Genomic DNA, 16,342 nt, shown 5'->3' on the forward strand with positions numbered 1-16,342 from the left:
GAAATGGCGCTGGGTAGAGTGAGCCACAGTTATTGTGGAGTCGATGTTATGAGTGGTGTGATGGATTACTCCCCCCGGGAGGAGCTGGCAAACCGGCTGAGCCACGGTGCGGGATTGTTGCTGGGGATTGTCGGGCTGGTGCTGTTGCTCATCAAGGGATGGGGGCAGGACACGCAGGCGCTGGTGAGTTACAGCCTTTATGGCGGCAGTCTGGTGCTGCTCTATCTCGCCTCGACCCTCTACCACAGCATGGGGTCAGGGCGGGCCAGACGCTGGTGCAAGGTGTTTGATCACTGCGCCATCTATCTGCTGATTGCCGGCACCTATACCCCCTTCCTGCTGGTTGCACTCGACACGCCGCTGGCCAAGGGGTTGATGGTGGTGATCTGGGCCCTGGCGCTGGCTGGCGTGGTGTTCAAGCTGGTATTTATCAACCGCTTCAAGAAGTTGTCGCTCTTTACCTACCTGATGCTGGGTTGGCTGTCGCTGGTGGTCATCTACCAGCTCTATATCCATCTGGCCGGTGAGGGGCTGTTGCTGCTCGGGCTCGGCGGCCTTATCTACAGTCTCGGGGTCATCTTCTATGTGGCCAAGCAGATCCCCTATAACCACGCCATCTGGCATATCTTTGTGCTGGGTGGCAGCGTTTGTCACTTTATGGCCATTTACGGCTACGTCGCCTAACGTCTTGCAACTAGCCCTTAATTGGTATTTTTAGCGCGTAAAAGGATAAATTCGTGCGGTATCACACAGTTGGCATCAGCGTTTGCTGACAAGCTAGGGCCAGTTCAATTCGCAAAGGATGCACGAAATGAGTGAAATCGCGCTTTCCATCAGCATGTTGTCGCTGGTGGCAGTGCTAGGACTCTGGCTGGGAAACTGGCGAGTCTATGGCGTTGGCTTGGGAATAGGGGGGGTGCTGTTCGGCGGCATCATAGTAGGTCACTTTGCAGGCGCCTCCGATCTCGCGCTGGATGCACAAACGCTTCACTTTATTCAAGAATTTGGCCTGATCCTGTTTGTCTATACCATCGGCATCCAGGTCGGGCCGGGTTTCTTCTCGTCATTGCGCAGTTCGGGTCTCAAACTCAACGCCTTTGCCGCCTTGCTGGTCATCCTTGGCTGCGTGGTGGCCGCTGGCTTGCATCAATTTTTCGATGTGCCGTTGCCGGTCATTCTGGGGGTCTTCTCCGGTGCCGTCACCAATACGCCATCCCTCGGTGCGGGCCAGCAGATCCTGGCCGAGCTGGGCGCCGCGCCCGGTTCTACCGGCCTGATGGGGATGGGATATGCGGTTGCCTATCCGTTTGGTATCTGTGGCATTCTGCTCACCATGTGGCTGGTCAGGGTCTTCTTTCGCATCAAGATCGACGATGAAGCCGCCCAGTTCGAGCTACAAACCGGTAAAACCAAGGAGAGCTTGCAGACCATCAACATCGCGGTGCGCAACCCCAACATGCACGGCCTGATGCTGAGCGAGATCCCGAGTCTCGACGAGTCCGATGTCATCTGTTCACGGCTCAAGCGTGGCGACGAGCTGATGGTACCACGGCCGGAATCCCGTATCGAACTGGGTGACTTGCTGCATCTGGTGGGTGAGCGCCACGCGCTGCACAAGGTGTTGCTGGTGTTGGGGGAGGAGGTGGAGACTTCGCTCTCGACCCGCGGCACCGATCTGCGTGTCGAGCGGGTTGTGGTGACCAACGAGCAGGTTCTTGGCAAGAAGATCCGCGATCTGGATATCAAACAACGCTATGACGTGGTGATCTCGCGCCTCAACCGGGCTGGTATCGAACTGGTGCCGACCAGTCAGACCAGCCTGCAGTTTGGCGATATTCTCAACCTGGTGGGGCGCCTCGATGCCATCGAAGCGGTGACCAATGTGGTCGGCAACGTGCAGCAAAAACTGCAACAGGTGCAGATGTTGCCGGTATTTATCGGGATTGGCCTCGGCGTATTGCTCGGCTCCATCCCCTTCTATCTGCCCGGTTTCCCGGCCGCTCTCAAATTGGGTCTGGCGGGGGGGCCGCTGGTGGTGGCGCTGATCCTGTCGCGGATTGGCAGCATCGGCAAGCTCTACTGGTTCATGCCCCCCAGTGCCAACCTGGCGCTGCGGGAGATCGGGATCGTGCTGTTTCTGGCGGTGGTCGGCTTCAAGTCCGGTGCCGGCTTCGTCGATACCCTGATCAATGGTGATGGCCCGGCCTGGATGCTCTACGGCATGGCGATCACCCTGATCCCGCTGCTGGTGGTCGGTGTGTTGGCGCGCCTCTACGGCAAGATGAATTATCTGACCATGTGCGGTTTGCTGGCCGGCTCCATGACAGATCCCCCCGCGCTGGCCTTTGCCAACGCCATGCACCCGACCAGTGGCGCCAGTGCGCTTTCATATGCCACTGTCTACCCGCTGGTGATGTTCCTGCGGATCATCTCGCCACAGTTGCTGGCTATCATCCTCTGGGCGGGAGCCTAGGGTTAATCCTGACGGGAGCATGCCTTGTCATGCTCTCGTCATCATTCTGTAATTTATTGATAATTTTGGTTTTTACCATTATCGCAACCTCGTTTTACACACTTCTGTCTGGCTGAACAGTTCAGCCTCAAATCGGTCTATCCTTTCGAATTTTCGAGCTGGTTATTTTTCCCCTCAGTCTGCAAAGTAGGCTGTGGCTTATTGCATTCAAATCAGGATTCAGGAGAGAACATGATCACCAATGCCGTTACCTTGGAACAGGGCATAACCGTAACCCAACTTAAAGGACAAATTTATCTGGTTGCCGCTGATGGCAGCCGGAAGCTGTTGGCTGAAGGTGATGTGCTGCCGAAAGGGGCGGTGATCATGTCGCCGGATGGCGCCAGTTTCATGGGCGGTGGACAGTCGTTCAATGTGCAACCAGCCAGCGAACAGAGTGAGCCTGCCGAAGAGGGAGATGCTCCCCAGCTGGCGCAAAACGGCGCTGCAGGTACTCCTGATGATATTAATGCCCTGCAACAGGCGATCTTGGGCGGCGCGGACCCGACCCAGGCCTTTGAAGCCTCTGCCGCAGGCGGTGCACCTGCTGCCGGTGGTGGCGGTATTGGGGGCGTCGCCGGTGCCAGTGGTAACGGCGGTTTTGTCACCATCGACCGTACCGGTTCCGCAACCATTGCTGAAGCCACCTTCGATACCACCTACAACGCCAATGGTGAACTACCGCTTGGTGCTGCTGGCGAAGATGAAGTATTTGACCTGACCCCGCCCACCATTTCCGTAGTTGCGCCAGATAACACCAATGACACCACTCCGACCCTGACCGGAACTACGGATGCTCCCGTTGGCAGCACTGTGACCTTGCTGGTCACCGATGCAAACGGTAATCAACAAACCCTGACCGCGATTGTCACACCCAGCGGTACCTTCACCGTGGATGTGGTGACCCCTTTGGCTGAAGGCTCTTATACCGTAACAGCCACAGTGACAGATCCTGCGGGGAATACCGGAACGGCGACGGACGACGGCAGCGTCGATGTGACTGCGACTGGTGCGCCGAAAGTGACCATCGTGGATGACAGCACTCCGGATGACGGCCTGCTGAGCAAAGATGAGATCATTGGTGGTGGTGAGGGCGTACAGGTGAAGGCCGAGGTCAATCACACCGAGCTGACCGCGGGTGGCAAAGTGAGTCTGACCATCAGCAATGGCGATGTCACCAGCACCGTCGAGCTGAAGCTGGTGAGCGGGGTGCTGCAGCTGGCCAATGGCCAGCCGGCGACTGGCTTTACCTATGACAACGGCACCATCAGCTGGACCGAGACTACCCCGGCGGATGGCAAGTCACTGAGTGTGAGTGCCACTCAGACAGACAAGGCGGGCAACGAGTCCCTGCCTGGCAGTGACACGGCGATCGTGGATGTCACGGCGCCGACCATCAGCGTGAATGCGCCGGACAATACCAACGACACCACCCCGACAATCACAGGCAAGACTGATGCGGCAGAAGGTAGCACTGTTACCATCGTGGTGACTGATGCCAAGGGTGACAAGCAGACGCTGACGGCAACCGTCGACAAGGATGGCAACTACAGCGTGGATGTGACCAAACCGCTGGCGGAAGGTAGCTACAAGGCGGATGCCAGCGTGACCGACCCGGCGGGTAACACCGGCAAGGCGACGGACGACGGCAGCGTCGATGTGACTGCGACTGGTACGCCGAAAGTGACCATCGTGGATGACAGCACTCCGGATGACGGCCTGCTGAGCAAAGATGAGATCATTGGTGGTGGTGAGGGCGTACAGGTGAAGGCCGAGGTCAATCACACCGAGCTGACCGCGGGTGGCAAAGTGAGTCTGACCATCAGCAATGGCGATGTCACCAGCACCGTCGAGCTGAAGCTGGTGAGCGGGGTGCTGCAGCTGGCCAATGGCCAGCCGGCGACTGGCTTTACCTATGACAACGGCACCATCAGCTGGACCGAGACTACCCCGGCGGATGGCAAGTCACTGAGTGTGAGTGCCACTCAGACAGACAAGGCGGGCAACGAGTCCCTGCCTGGCAGTGACACAGCTCTTGTTCTGGCTGCCCCTACTACCTCGGGTGGTTATGCCCATGGAGAAGAAGATATGCCGCTTACTTTGAAGTGGAGCGACTTCAAGGCAAGCGATGCTGATACACCTGCGACGCAGCTATCGATCAAGATCACCTCGCTGCCGGCAGACGGGAAGTTGCTGTTCAATGGCTCTGTCGTGACGCCGGAGCTGTTGGCTGTCGGGCTGACAATTTCCCAAGCCGAAATCGTCGCGGGCAATCTGCAGTTCCTGCCTGATCCGCATGAGGCCAGTAACTCAGTTTCTCAAACGCAGGATGGTGGTGAGTTGGGCAATCGTCAGCCTGATTATGCCGCCTTCGATTTTACTGTGACCGATGGCCAGAGTGACAGTTCAGCTGGCAAGTTCGTGATCGATATCAAACCTGTCTGCGATGGTGTGCAGCTCAAGGCGGCGTTGCTTCCTGGCGGTGGTTTGGGGGCAGAGCTTGTGACTGCGGCAGAGAATCTGATTGCTGGCAAGCAACCCGATATGAATGCGACAAGCGGTAACGATTATCTGGTTGGCCACGGCGGGCAGTGGGTGGATGGCAATGGTGGTAACGATATCATCAAGTTTGGGAGCGGAACTGCCTTCTTGGCTAATGGCGGTGAGGGTGATGACACCATCATTGGTGGCGCGAGTGTGCAGGATTATCTCATGGGGGGAGCCGGCAACGATGTGTTGATGGGCGGGAAGATTTCCAGTGCCTCTATCACTCTGATCGGCGGGGACGGCAATGACAAGCTGATCTCTCAAAGCCTGAAGGCAACAACCGCCTACTACGGTGATGCAGGGCAAGATACCGCCTATTTGCCGGGAAGCATGGGCCAGCTCAAGTTGGTTACACCTGGCCCCTCGGATTCGTTTGATTTCCGACTGGAATATCGGGATCCCGTGACGGGTAAGCCTGCTATGCATGATTTCTACAGCGTGGAAACTGTCTACCTGAGCGATGGCAAGTACCAGTTTGAGAACGGTACGCTGGTGAAGTCGGCGGACCTCGTCAAGCTGAACATCGACGTTGATCTGATTGACTCAGATGGTAGTGAGCGATTCACCAATGTGTTGATTAAGGGGCTGCCGGATGGCGCCACCCTGTCACAAGGTAGCAAGCAGGCCGATGGTAGCTGGGTTCTGCCAGCGTCGGCGCTTGACGCAGAGGGTAAGGCCTCGCTGCAACTCGAACTGCCGGTGGGCTCCCCAACATTGAAGTTGACTGTGATTGCTGGCTCGCAGGAGTACAGCAGCAGTGGTCACACAGTGGGAGAACCAGTCAGCACCACGCTGGAACTTGGCTTCTTCGGTAAGGCTGCGGACAACCCCAATAGTGATAACCGGGTCGAGGGAGGGGCCGGTGATGACGTTCTCGTGGGGGACATTGGTGGAATGAAGAGCAATGTGACTCCTGGCAAGAACTACAACATTGCATTGGTTATCGATACCTCCGGCAGCATGTCAGAAGGGCTGGATGGCCGTACGGCGATGAGTGGCAACCCATCGAAGATGTCGCTAGTAATCGAGGCCCTGCAAAAGCTGGTTGCTCAGCTGGCCGTGCATGATGGGACTGTGAACATCAAGTTGATAGGGTTCAACAGCGATGCCACTAGCCTACTGGAGATCCCCGATCTCAATCTGGCCAAATTGACCAGCTTGCAGAATGAGATTGGCAAATTGGTGGCCGGCGGTGGTACCGATTATGACGATGCCTTCCGCGAGGCATCCAAATGGTTTAATACGTCGCCTGGCGCTGGTTCGGGGAAGGTGTTCGAGAATCAGACTTTCTTCCTTACCGACGGGGAGCCGACGAGCAGCATGAGTGATGCACTGAGAGAGTTTGCGACCCTGTCTGACCAGAGCAGTGTCAGGGCTATCGGCATCGGCACCGCCGTCAAGCAGGATACGCTGGAGTTCTTCGATAACACAGGAACGCTGGGCCTTGGGGGCAGCAAAGAATCGGTAACAGCCGATTTATTCTATGGTTGGGACATGAACGGCAATGGTGGCCGCGATTACATGCCAGGTTGGTTCAAATTGACCGACAACAAAGACCCAAGAGGTCAGAAAGAGACGGTCCACTACACGCCGACGCTACAGGTGCTCGAAGGTGAACAGGCGAGTTTCAAACTGGGTGTCGACTCCCGGATCAATTGGGGAGACAAGGCCAGCTATTGGTTTGAGCGCTGGGATAATGGGAGCTGGGTGCGGGCGAGTGATGTGTCGGAGGTCAAGGGGGATATCAATAGTCCTCTGTTAGGTGAGGGGATGTATCGTATTGCATTCTCACTTAAGGAGAGTGGGTCTGACCGTGACACACTTATCTATGTGAGAGACCAAGCCACCAAGACCCTTTATTTCCCGATCGGCGAGGTAGACATCATCACCCAGGCTCATCAGCTGGAAGCCGTGTTAACCAAGGGATCGGTGACCAATACACCTGCAGAGGTGGGGAGTGATAACGTGCTCGGTGGTGAGGGTAATGACATCCTGTTTGGCGACAGCATCAACACCGATCACCTGCCATGGGGGGCGATGGTATCCGGCCAAGCCTGCGGATTGGGTCGATGGACAAGGTCTGGATGGTCTCAAGGCGTTCTTGACGCTCAAGGAAGGCAGTGCGCCCAGCGAGGTGGCGATTTACAACTATATTGTGACTCATCATGAAGAGCTGGTTCAACCACAAGACACCCGAGGTGGTAACGACAAGCTGTACGGTGGTCTTGGTGACGATATCCTGTTCGGCCAAGGTGGCAACGATGAGCTCTATGGGAATGATGGCAAGGATATCCTTTATGGCGGAACTGGCAGCGACAAGCTGGATGGTGGTGCCGGGAACGATATTCTGAGCGGCGGTTTGGGTAACGATATCCTGACTGGTGGGGAAGGGACCGATATCTTCGTGTGGAACAAAGGGGATGCCAGTGCCAACAATCCAGCCACTGATGTCATTACTGATTTTAACAAGACGGCCAATAATACCGTCGACTTGAATCAGAAGGATGTCATTGACCTGAGTGACCTGCTTGATTCTGATGGAAGCAAGAGCGAGGCATCTCTGAAAGGGCTGCTCTCCATCTTTGAAGAGAGCGGTAAGGTTCGTTTGGAAGTAAGAGACGACACTTCTCAACATAATTTGATGCAAACAATTGTATTGGAAGGGCACTCTTTTGCCTCACTGACAGGCAATACATATACGGATAAGAGCCAAGCCAGCCAGGTCATCGACTATATGTTGTTGAACAATATGCTGGAGATCGACAAGCCTCATGGCTAAAACGAGCAAACAGTAGAAAAGCAAAAGCGGCAGAGCAATCTGCCGCTTTTTTTATCTTTGCAGGGAAGCGAAATCAGTTGCCGAGGGTGGCGAACAGGCTCTGCTCCAGGGTACCGCGGGAGACACAGACCGGCTTGATGGACGGGGCCGGTACGCGCTCGCCTGAGGATTCAACGAAGAACAGTTCGGTGTTGCCCTTGACGTTGACGGTGGCCACGCTGCTGTTGCCGCTCTGGGTGATGATCAGGTTGATCTGCAGGTTCGGGTTGCCCAGTGCAACTTTGGAACCCATGGTGCCGCAGTCCAGCCACTCCAGCCCGTCGGCTGACTGGTTGACGTTGGCGGTCATCAGGCCGGAGCCACGCTGGCTGTTTTCGATGGTGAGGCCGTGATCGGTGAACCACTTCTCGGCGCGAGCCCACACCAGATCCACCGGGATCGCCATTTCCTGAGTGTTGTTGGTTGCCTTGGCAATTGGCGGGTTGTAGCGATACTCCTCACCGCCGTTATTGTCACCAGCACAACCAACCAGCAGCAGCGCCAATGCGCTCCCCATAATCTTTTTCATCTTGTTTCTCTCGTCCATATCACCAGGCCATTGGCCAACCGGCGCCTATTATCGCCGGAGCGACAATCTCTGTCAGCAACCATCCAGTGTTCGGTGTTATGGGGAGGTGATCGGGGTGCTTTACAAAATTGGTTTGCTATCATAGATTTGCTCGAAATTCCTCCATAAGCGCCCCTGTGACCAACATGCTCACCCCGGATCTGCTGCAGCAGATCATCGACCAATTGCCAATGAGTATCTTCTGTCGAGATAGTCATGGGCGTTACCTGTTCGCCAATCGTGAGTTCGCCCGTGAAGCCAAGCTGGAGTCGCCTGCCGAGGTAGTCGGCAAGATAGATGCAGAGATGCCATGGGGCGATCTCTTTCGCAGTGAGGATGAGCAGCTGCTTGCCGGAGGCGTGCCGATGCTGTATCAGCAGCTTCATTGCAACCGGGGCGGGAATACCTGCTGGATGGAGGTGCACAAGGTGCCTCTTTACACTCCGCAGGGGGAAGCTTGCGCAGTGTTCGGCGTGGTTAACGAGATTGCCCAGCGCAAAAGCCTGGAACAGACGGTCAAAAAGCAGCAGTTGTTGCAGCGTTTTCTGCTCGATGCCATTCCTGATCTGATCCGTTTCGATGATCACAACGGGGTGTTGCTGGAGTGCAATCAGGCGTTTCTCGACTTTATCGGCCTGGGGGCGGATGAGGTGCTGGGTCAGCAGCTACCGTTCCGGTTGGCGGCACCGCAGGGGATGGGCCACGGCGAGTGTTGTCTGCTGGATGCCAGCGGGCAGGGGCGACACATGGAGATCACCCGGGTCGATGTCCCCGATGGTGATGGTCATTCTCTCGGGATCCTGACGCTGGGGCGTGACATCACCGGCCTGCGCACCACTCAGGCGCAGTTGCAGCAGGAGCAGCACTACGACAGTCTGACCGGACTGCTCAAACTCTCCCGGTTCTTGCAGACCAGCCGCCATCTTGGGGGACGCAGTGCCACATTGGTGCTGGTCGATCTGCACCATTTTCGTGAGATCAACGATCGCTTCGGGATCCGGATTGCCGACCGCTTGCTGAGCCAGGTGGCCAAGCGGTTGCAGCAGTTGGTACCGCCGCGTTCCCTGCTCTGTCGGGTCGCTGCCGATGACTTCAGCCTGTTGTTACCCGACTTCAACGAGCCATTGCAGGGGTGGAGCCAGCATCTGCAGCAGCAGTTGATGGAGCACTATCAGGTGGAAGATCATCGCATCCAGATCCCGGTGTTTCTGGGGCTGGCCCAGGGGCGGGCAAGCGATGCCGAGCGGTTGCTCAGTCATGCCGAGGCTGCGCTGGCGCAGGGCAAACGGCAGCAACAGTACTGCACCCTGTTTGATCCCGAGCTGCATGCTCGGCTCAAGCGGCGTCAGCTGATCGCCGCCCAGTTGCCGCTCGCTATCAAGTCCGCCCAGCTGGTTGCCGTCTATCAGCCCATCATCTGTACCCGCACTCACCGGCTGCATGGCGCCGAGCTGCTCTGTCGCTGGCCCCATCCCGAGCTTGGGATGATCTCCCCCGACGAATTCATTCCGTTGGCGGAAGAGATGGGGATCATCGGTCAACTGGGTCAGTTGATGCTGGAGCAGGGCTGTGCCCAGCTGGCGCAGTGGCAAACTGCGCAGCCGGATATGGTGCTCTCCATCAACCTCTCGCCGCTGCAGTTCCGTGATCCGGCGCTCTGTGAGCGGGTCTCAGCCTGCATCGCTCGCCATGGTCTCAAGGCCAGTCAACTGGAGCTGGAGATCACCGAAGGGGTACTGATGGAGAACGCCGACGAGATTGAGACCAACCTCGACAACCTGATTGCCGCCGGTTTTCAGCTGGCCATCGACGACTTTGGTACCGGTTACTGTTCGCTGGCCTATCTGCCGCGTTTGCAGGTGGCGACCCTCAAGCTGGATCGCAGCTTCACTCAGGGGTTGGCCAGCAATAGCGCGACCACCGCTATCGTGCGTTCAGTCATCGGGTTGGGCCATGAGCTCGGGATCCGGATCACTGCCGAAGGGGTGGAAACGCCCGAGCAGCAGCTGTGGCTGACCGAGGCGGGGTGTGATCGGCTACAGGGCTATCTGTTCAGTCGCCCACTGCCGCCGGCGGAGTTTGCTGCCAGCTATCTGGCGTGAAAGATCGTCAGAAACAACAAGGCCACCGCAAGGTGGCCTTGTTGTTTTACGATGGAGGCAGGATCAATCCTGGAAGTAGGTGCCCCAGCCATCGTAATCCACCCCGTATTTTTCCAGGATGGGTAGCATCTTGGCGATATCGGCGACGATCGCTTCGACATTCAGTTTGCACTCGATGGTGGCATCGAAGCAGAAGATGGTGGCGCCGTCATCCAGCTCCATCTCTTCGGCATCGGTCACTTCAAAACCGGCCTTGAACAGGTCAACCGCTGCTTTTTCCAGACGGTCGAAATCCTGGCAGGCGAAGTGGTGCTCGATGTCGTAATCCGCATCGGGATTGCTGCCATCGGCCAGCAGTTCGTTGACGATCTCGGTGGTCTCATCACGCCACTCTTGCATATTCAGACTCATGTTGCCTCCAGGCGGTATCATTGCGGCAAAGCATACTCGCAGAGTGGATTCGGCTCAATGCGGCGGACCCACTGAACCTCGAATTTCCATCATGTTGGCGCAGCCTGCAGGGGGTTAGAGGCCAGCAAGTACGACAAACAGGACTGAAATGGATAATAAATGGCCGCTTCGTTCGGTTGTTGAGCGAACGCGCTTTTTATCGTGCCATCATGGTTGACACTCTGCGCTGGAAAGGGTTTAATGCGCGCCGTTGCCCAGATAGCTCAGTCGGTAGAGCAGGGGATTGAAAATCCCCGTGTCGGCGGTTCGATTCCGTCTCTGGGCACCACAATTCCTCCTTAGTTCAGTCGGTAGAACGGCGGACTGTTAATCCGTATGTCACTGGTTCAAGTCCAGTAGGAGGAGCCAAATTCGAAAAGCCCGCTCAATCGAGCGGGCTTTTTCATTTCTAGTTGCTGTTGCATGCGGCCAGAAAGAGCGTCGCGCCACAGGTGGCACTGAACAGCAGCATTCCGGTCTGCAACATGCTGCCAGGGCATGGCTTCTTCTCTCTTTTTCTGGCCCTGATCCACTTCGGTTTCATCACATTCCCTTATCCATTTTGTCGGCCTGAATGGCTGCACTCCTGTGCAGGCGAGCCATCTTTGTTGAATGGGGCCATGTCGTCAATCTCCCCCGCAAAACAATTAATTCAGCACCGTTGAAGAGCTCCTTGTCTGGTGATGTTTCGACCTTTAAGCCATTGTTAACATTTTGGAAGACCGGAGTGACCCCGGGGCAGGGCGGGGATATGATGGGGTCAATGATGTTCCCATCCTGACGGAGAGATCCCAGATGAACAGCCCCTTGAGCTATGTACTGGACGGCATTCATTGCGAGCCGCACTTTTTTACCGTTCCCCTCGATCATGATGAGCCGGATGGTGACAGCATTACCCTGTTTGCCCGAACCCTCTGCCGCAAAGAAAAGCTCGATGAGGAGCTGCCCTGGCTGCTGTTTCTGCAAGGGGGGCCGGGATTCGGGGCGCCGCGCCCGACGGCTAACAGTGGTTGGCTCAAGCGGGCCTTGCAGGAGTACAGAGTGCTGTTGCTGGATCAGCGTGGCACCGGGATGTCGAGCCCCATCCACGGGCATAGTCTGGCCAACATGACGCCCGCCGAGCAGGCGGATTATCTCAGCCATTTTCGCGCCGACAGCATAGTACAAGATGCCGAGTTCATCCGGCAGGAGCTGAGCCCCAAGCATCGCTGGAGCCTGCTGGGGCAAAGTTTTGGCGGTTTTTGTTGTCTGACCTATCTCTCGCTTTTCCCCGACAGTCTGCGGGAGGTCTATATTACCGGCGGCATCGCGCCGATCGGCCGCAGTGCCGAGGAGGTTTACCACGCCACCTATCAGCGGGTTGCTGACAAGAACCGCGCCTTCTTCGCCCGCTTCCCCCACGCTCAGGGGATTGCCAACCGGCTGGCCAACCATCTGTACCAGCACGATGTGCGGCTGCCCAACGGCCAGCGCCTGACGGTGGAGCAGTTCCAGCAGCAAGGGCTGGATCTCGGCGCCACGGGTGCCTTCGAGGAGCTCTACTATCTGCTGGAAGAGGCCTTTATCGGCGACAAGCTGAGCCCGGCCTTTCTCTATCAGGTGCAGAGCATGCAGCCATTCAACACCAACCCGCTGTTTGCCATCCTGCACGAGGCTATCTACGCCGAAGGGAAGGCGACTCGCTGGGCGGCGGATCGGGTCAGAGTGGAATTCCCGGCGGTGAACTGGGCACCCGGCAAGGATTTCGCCTTCACCGGCGAGATGGTTTACCCCTGGATGTTCGAGCAGTTCCGCGAGTTACTGCCCCTGAAAGAGGCGGCCCATCTGCTGGCCAACAAGGCGGACTGGGGGGCGCTCTATGACCCGGCCCAGCTGGCCCGCAACCAGGTGCCGGTAGCCTGCGCCGTCTATGCCGAGGATATGTATGTGGAGTTTGACTACAGTCGCGAAACCCTGCGTGGCCTTGGCAACAGTCGCGCCTGGATCACCAATGAGTATGAGCACAACGGTTTGCGTGCCGATGGTGAAGCGATTCTTGATCGTCTGATCGCGTTGAATCGCGACCGTTAATTGCCGTTATCGTCAACCATCGCGAGAGCCCGGACTCCCGCGATGGTTGTGATGGATGGTTGTTATGAAAGCGTGACACCCTGAACCTTGACCCGTATCCGCCAGACGATGAGTGGATAGCAGGCTGATTAATTTCCCCCTCTTTCACTGTCTCTGTCGATCCCTCACCATATACTTGCCAAACGACTCTGTATTGAGCCGCGGTCAAACCGATTGACCAACCCGTGCTCGTTACCATTAGAAAGTCGCTCTGATGTTCTGTATCCCGCGTATCAGATATGCCATCTCTGCATGCCCCGCAATCCGGGGGAGGCGATGGTCGTGCTTTTCAATCAAGATAAGGATGTATGATGAGAAAGTCTCTGTTGGCCTGCTCCCTGTTGCTGTGCCCTGTCGTGTTTGCTGCCACCCCCCATTGGGAATATAGCGGTGAGGCGGGGCCTGCCCACTGGGCCAAGCTGACCCCTGAGTTTGGCCAGTGTGCGGGCAGCAATCAGTCGCCGGTTGACCTGAGCGGATTGGTCGAGGCCAAACTGGCCCCGCTGGTACTCCACTATCAGGCGGGTGGCAACACAGTGGTCAACAACGGTCATACCGTGCAGGTCGGTTATGCCCCGGGCAGCACTTTGCAACTCGATGGCACCAGGTTTGAGCTCAAGCAGTTCCACTTCCACGCCCCGAGCGAAAACCTCATCGAGGGTAAATCCTATCCGCTGGAAGGGCATCTGGTGCACGTCAGTGACAAGGGAGAGATCGCCGTGGTGGCGGTGATGTTCGAGGCTGGCAAGGCCAATCCGGCGCTGGCGGCTGCCTGGGGTGAACTACCTGCCAAGGTGGGGGAGACCCAGGCCCTCAATGCGCCGCTCTCTGCTGAGCAACTGCTGCCCGAGAATCGTGACTACTATCGCTTCAGCGGTTCCCTTACTACGCCTCCCTGCTCGGAAGGAGTGCGCTGGCTGGTGATGAAGCAGCCGGTCGAGGTCAGTCAGGCCCAGATCGACGCCTTCAAGGTGGTGATGCACCACCCCAACAACCGGCCGGTGCAACCGCTCAATGGGCGCGTGGTGCTGCAATAACACAGAGTTGCAATAGCGCTGCAGATAGCAAAAACAACAAGAGGGCCGCGAGGCCCTCTTTTACATAGCGAGGTATCGGCGAGCGATCACAGGCTGGCGGCGATGCGGGCGCCGAGCGCCGCGTTGTTCAGCACCAGCTGGATGTTGGCGGCGAGCGAGTTGCCACCGGTCAGCTCGCAGACGCGGGCCAGCAGGAAGGGGGTAGACGCCTTGCCCTTGATCCCCTGCTCGTCCGCTTCATGGAGCGCTTGGGCAATGGCTGCGTCGATATCGGCTTTCGGCATGGCGTGTGCGGTCGGGATGGGGTTGGCCACCACGGCGCCGCCTGCCAGTCCCAGCTCCCACTTGAGGCTAAGCGCCTCGGCGATGGCCGCCGGAGTATCGAGGCGATAATCGACCTTGAAGCCGCTCTCGCGGGTGTAGAAGGCGGGCAGCTCTTCGGTCTGATAGCCGATCACCGGCACTCCTTGCGTCTCCAGATATTCCAGCGTCAGCCCGATATCGAGGATCGACTTGGCCCCCGCACAGACTACGGCCACCGGCGTTTGTGCCAGCTCCTGCAGATCGGCTGAGATATCGAAGGTCTCCTGCGCGCCGCGATGTACCCCGCCAATGCCACCGGTGGCAAAGACCCGGATCCTCGCCATGGCGGCGATGATCATGGTGGAGGCGACCGTGGTGGCTCCCATTCCCTTGCGCGCCAGTACGAACGGAATGTCGCGGCGGCTGCACTTGGTCACGCTGTGGCCTGCCCGGCCGAGCGCTTCCAGCGCACCGGCATCCAGACCCACCTTGAGGCGGCCGTCGAGGATGGCGATGGTGGCCGGAATTGCGCCGTTATCACGCACCACCTGTTCAACCTGACGGGCCGTCTCCACGTTCTGCGGATAGGGCATGCCGTGGGAGATGATGGTGGATTCGAGGGCGACCACCGGTTTGCCAGCGGCCAGTGCGGCAGCCACTTCCGGTTGGATATCGAGGTAAGCGTTCAGCATGAGTACTCCTCCAGTATGCGGTCAACGGCGGTCTTGCAGAGACCGGAAAAAACGGTATCGGAACAATTGACGGTGAGGGCGGCGCAGCCCAGGGCAAAGCGGGTGGTTTGGGCAATGTCGAGCTGTTGCAGCCAGGCGTGGGCGAGACCAGCCATAAATGCGTCCCCGCCGCCGGTGACGTTGAGCACCGGACTGCCCAGCACCGGCAGGTGGCCCTGCTGCTCGCCGTCGCTGTAGAAGATCCCCTGTTCACCCAGACTGAGGAACAGTCGCTTGACCCCGGCGCGGTGGAACCAGGCAGCCACCATGGGCCAGGTTTCGGGCCCGGCGATGGTCATGCCGCACAGCTGCTCGGCTTCGCTGCGATTGGGTTTGAGGGTGTGGATCTTGCCGAGCCAGGGGCGGATCTTCTCCACCTTGGCCACCGAAACGGTATCGACAAAGATGGCGTGATCACCTTGCCGTTCAAACAGCCAGTCGAGGGTGTGGATGGCCAGATTGGTGTCGAGCACCCAAAGCTGGGCACCGCCGAGAAAGCCTGTGAGGGGTGTCAGGCGGGCAGGCGTGAGCTGCTCTATGATTGCCATGTCGTTGATGGCACAGCTCATTTCGCCGCTACCATCATGCAGGCTGAGATAACAGGAGGTAGTGTGGCCATCGAGCACCAGAGTCTGGCGCACATCGACGCCAGCCCGCTGGCTCACTTCCAATAGATGGTGGCCATACTGGTCGTTGCCGACTGCGGTCAGCAGCCGGGTATCACTGCCGAGCCGCGCCAGATTCTCGGCGATATTGCGGCCAACACCACCGGCCGAGGTGCGCACCTTGCCAGGATTGGAGTCGCCGAGCAGCAGGTTGTCGTGGCTGGTGCCGCAGATATCCATATTGGCCCCGCCGATCACCACCACGTAGGGACCCTCTCGCAGTACATAACCTCTGCCTTGCACATACCCCTGCCGGATCAGGCTTGAGATGTGGCTGGCCAGCGCGGAGCGGCTAATGCCGAGGCAATCGGCCAGCTCCTGCTGGGCAATCATGGGATCCTGACGCAGCAGGGCGAGGATCTCTTGTTCACGCTCAGTCATAGACAAACATCCATTTGCAAACGTTTGTCTATTATTGCTGGGAAACGTTTGCTGGCTATCGGCTTGTACAAAATTTGTCGGCTTGCGCACAAAAAATCGACATTGAAGATGGGTTGGTA

At 57.7% G+C, this 16,342-nt stretch carries 11 protein-coding genes and 2 tRNA genes; 9 read left to right on the plus strand and 4 right to left on the minus strand.

The window, feature by feature from the left end:
* Nucleotides 1-48: 48 nt before the first annotated feature.
* The 4 genes from trhA (at nt 49) to ACTG1K_RS07240 (ending at nt 7,838) form a co-directional block, all read left to right on the plus strand.
* The gene (trhA, locus tag ACTG1K_RS07225; RefSeq protein WP_440005010.1) at nt 49-684 is read left to right on the plus strand and encodes a PAQR family membrane homeostasis protein TrhA; all 636 of its coding nucleotides are present in this window, start codon (nt 49-51) and stop codon (nt 682-684) included.
* Nucleotides 685-811: 127 nt separating this feature from the next.
* Nucleotides 812-2,473 carry a putative transporter gene (locus ACTG1K_RS07230; protein ID WP_440005011.1) on the plus strand — a complete coding sequence of 554 codons (1,662 nt, stop codon included), beginning with the start codon at nt 812-814 and terminating at the stop codon, nt 2,471-2,473.
* Nucleotides 2,474-2,704: 231 nt separating this feature from the next.
* Nucleotides 2,705-7,228: a retention module-containing protein gene (locus ACTG1K_RS07235; RefSeq protein ID WP_440005012.1), complete on the plus strand. Its 4,524-nt coding sequence runs from the start codon at nt 2,705-2,707 to the stop codon at nt 7,226-7,228.
* Nucleotides 7,161-7,838: a type I secretion C-terminal target domain-containing protein gene (locus ACTG1K_RS07240; protein ID WP_440005013.1), complete on the plus strand. Its 678-nt coding sequence runs from the start codon at nt 7,161-7,163 to the stop codon at nt 7,836-7,838. Before ACTG1K_RS07235 ends, ACTG1K_RS07240 begins: the two co-directional genes overlap by 68 nt.
* 73 nt (nt 7,839-7,911) lie before the next feature.
* On the opposite strand, the gene ACTG1K_RS07245 is transcribed toward ACTG1K_RS07240, so the two are convergent.
* Nucleotides 7,912-8,406 (minus strand): hypothetical protein, encoded by a 495-nt coding sequence (locus ACTG1K_RS07245; protein WP_005335330.1) that lies wholly within the window; start codon nt 8,404-8,406, stop codon nt 7,912-7,914.
* A gap of 185 nt (nt 8,407-8,591) precedes the next feature.
* Between ACTG1K_RS07245 and ACTG1K_RS07250 the strand changes: the two genes are divergently transcribed.
* The gene (locus ACTG1K_RS07250; RefSeq protein WP_440006805.1) at nt 8,592-10,547 is read left to right on the plus strand and encodes a sensor domain-containing protein; all 1,956 of its coding nucleotides are present in this window, start codon (nt 8,592-8,594) and stop codon (nt 10,545-10,547) included.
* Between the two features lie 63 nt (nt 10,548-10,610).
* Here the strand turns inward: ACTG1K_RS07250 and rraB are convergent, their stop codons facing one another.
* On the minus strand, nt 10,611-10,946 hold the full coding sequence (gene rraB, locus ACTG1K_RS07255) for a ribonuclease E inhibitor RraB (protein ID WP_026034893.1): 336 nt from the start codon (nt 10,944-10,946) through the stop codon (nt 10,611-10,613).
* 264 nt (nt 10,947-11,210) lie between these two features.
* Here rraB and ACTG1K_RS07260 point away from each other — a divergent pair.
* From ACTG1K_RS07260 to ACTG1K_RS07275, 4 genes are all read left to right on the plus strand, one after another.
* Nucleotides 11,211-11,286: transfer RNA gene (locus tag ACTG1K_RS07260), tRNA-Phe, on the plus strand.
* Between the two features lie 4 nt (nt 11,287-11,290).
* Nucleotides 11,291-11,366, plus strand: a tRNA-Asn gene (locus ACTG1K_RS07265).
* A 426-nt stretch (nt 11,367-11,792) separates the two neighbouring features.
* On the plus strand, nt 11,793-13,067 hold the full coding sequence (locus ACTG1K_RS07270) for an alpha/beta fold hydrolase (RefSeq protein ID WP_440005014.1): 1,275 nt from the start codon (nt 11,793-11,795) through the stop codon (nt 13,065-13,067).
* 350 nt (nt 13,068-13,417) lie between these two features.
* Nucleotides 13,418-14,143, plus strand: coding sequence for a carbonic anhydrase (locus ACTG1K_RS07275; protein WP_440005015.1), 726 nt, complete (start codon nt 13,418-13,420; stop codon nt 14,141-14,143).
* A gap of 86 nt (nt 14,144-14,229) precedes the next feature.
* Here the strand turns inward: ACTG1K_RS07275 and ACTG1K_RS07280 are convergent, their stop codons facing one another.
* Together ACTG1K_RS07280 and ACTG1K_RS07285 are read right to left on the minus strand one after the other, a co-directional pair.
* Nucleotides 14,230-15,138: a pseudouridine-5'-phosphate glycosidase gene (locus ACTG1K_RS07280; protein ID WP_440005016.1), complete on the minus strand. Its 909-nt coding sequence runs from the start codon at nt 15,136-15,138 to the stop codon at nt 14,230-14,232.
* Entirely contained in the window at nt 15,132-16,223 is a 1,092-nt protein-coding gene (locus tag ACTG1K_RS07285; protein WP_440005017.1) for a PfkB family carbohydrate kinase, read from the minus strand. The genes ACTG1K_RS07280 and ACTG1K_RS07285 overlap by 7 nt, the downstream gene beginning before the upstream one ends.
* Nucleotides 16,224-16,342: the final 119 nt, after the last annotated feature.

It is taken from the genome of Aeromonas sp. 102P (genome assembly GCF_051920345.1).
Classification (GTDB): domain Bacteria; phylum Pseudomonadota; class Gammaproteobacteria; order Enterobacterales; family Aeromonadaceae; genus Aeromonas; species Aeromonas veronii.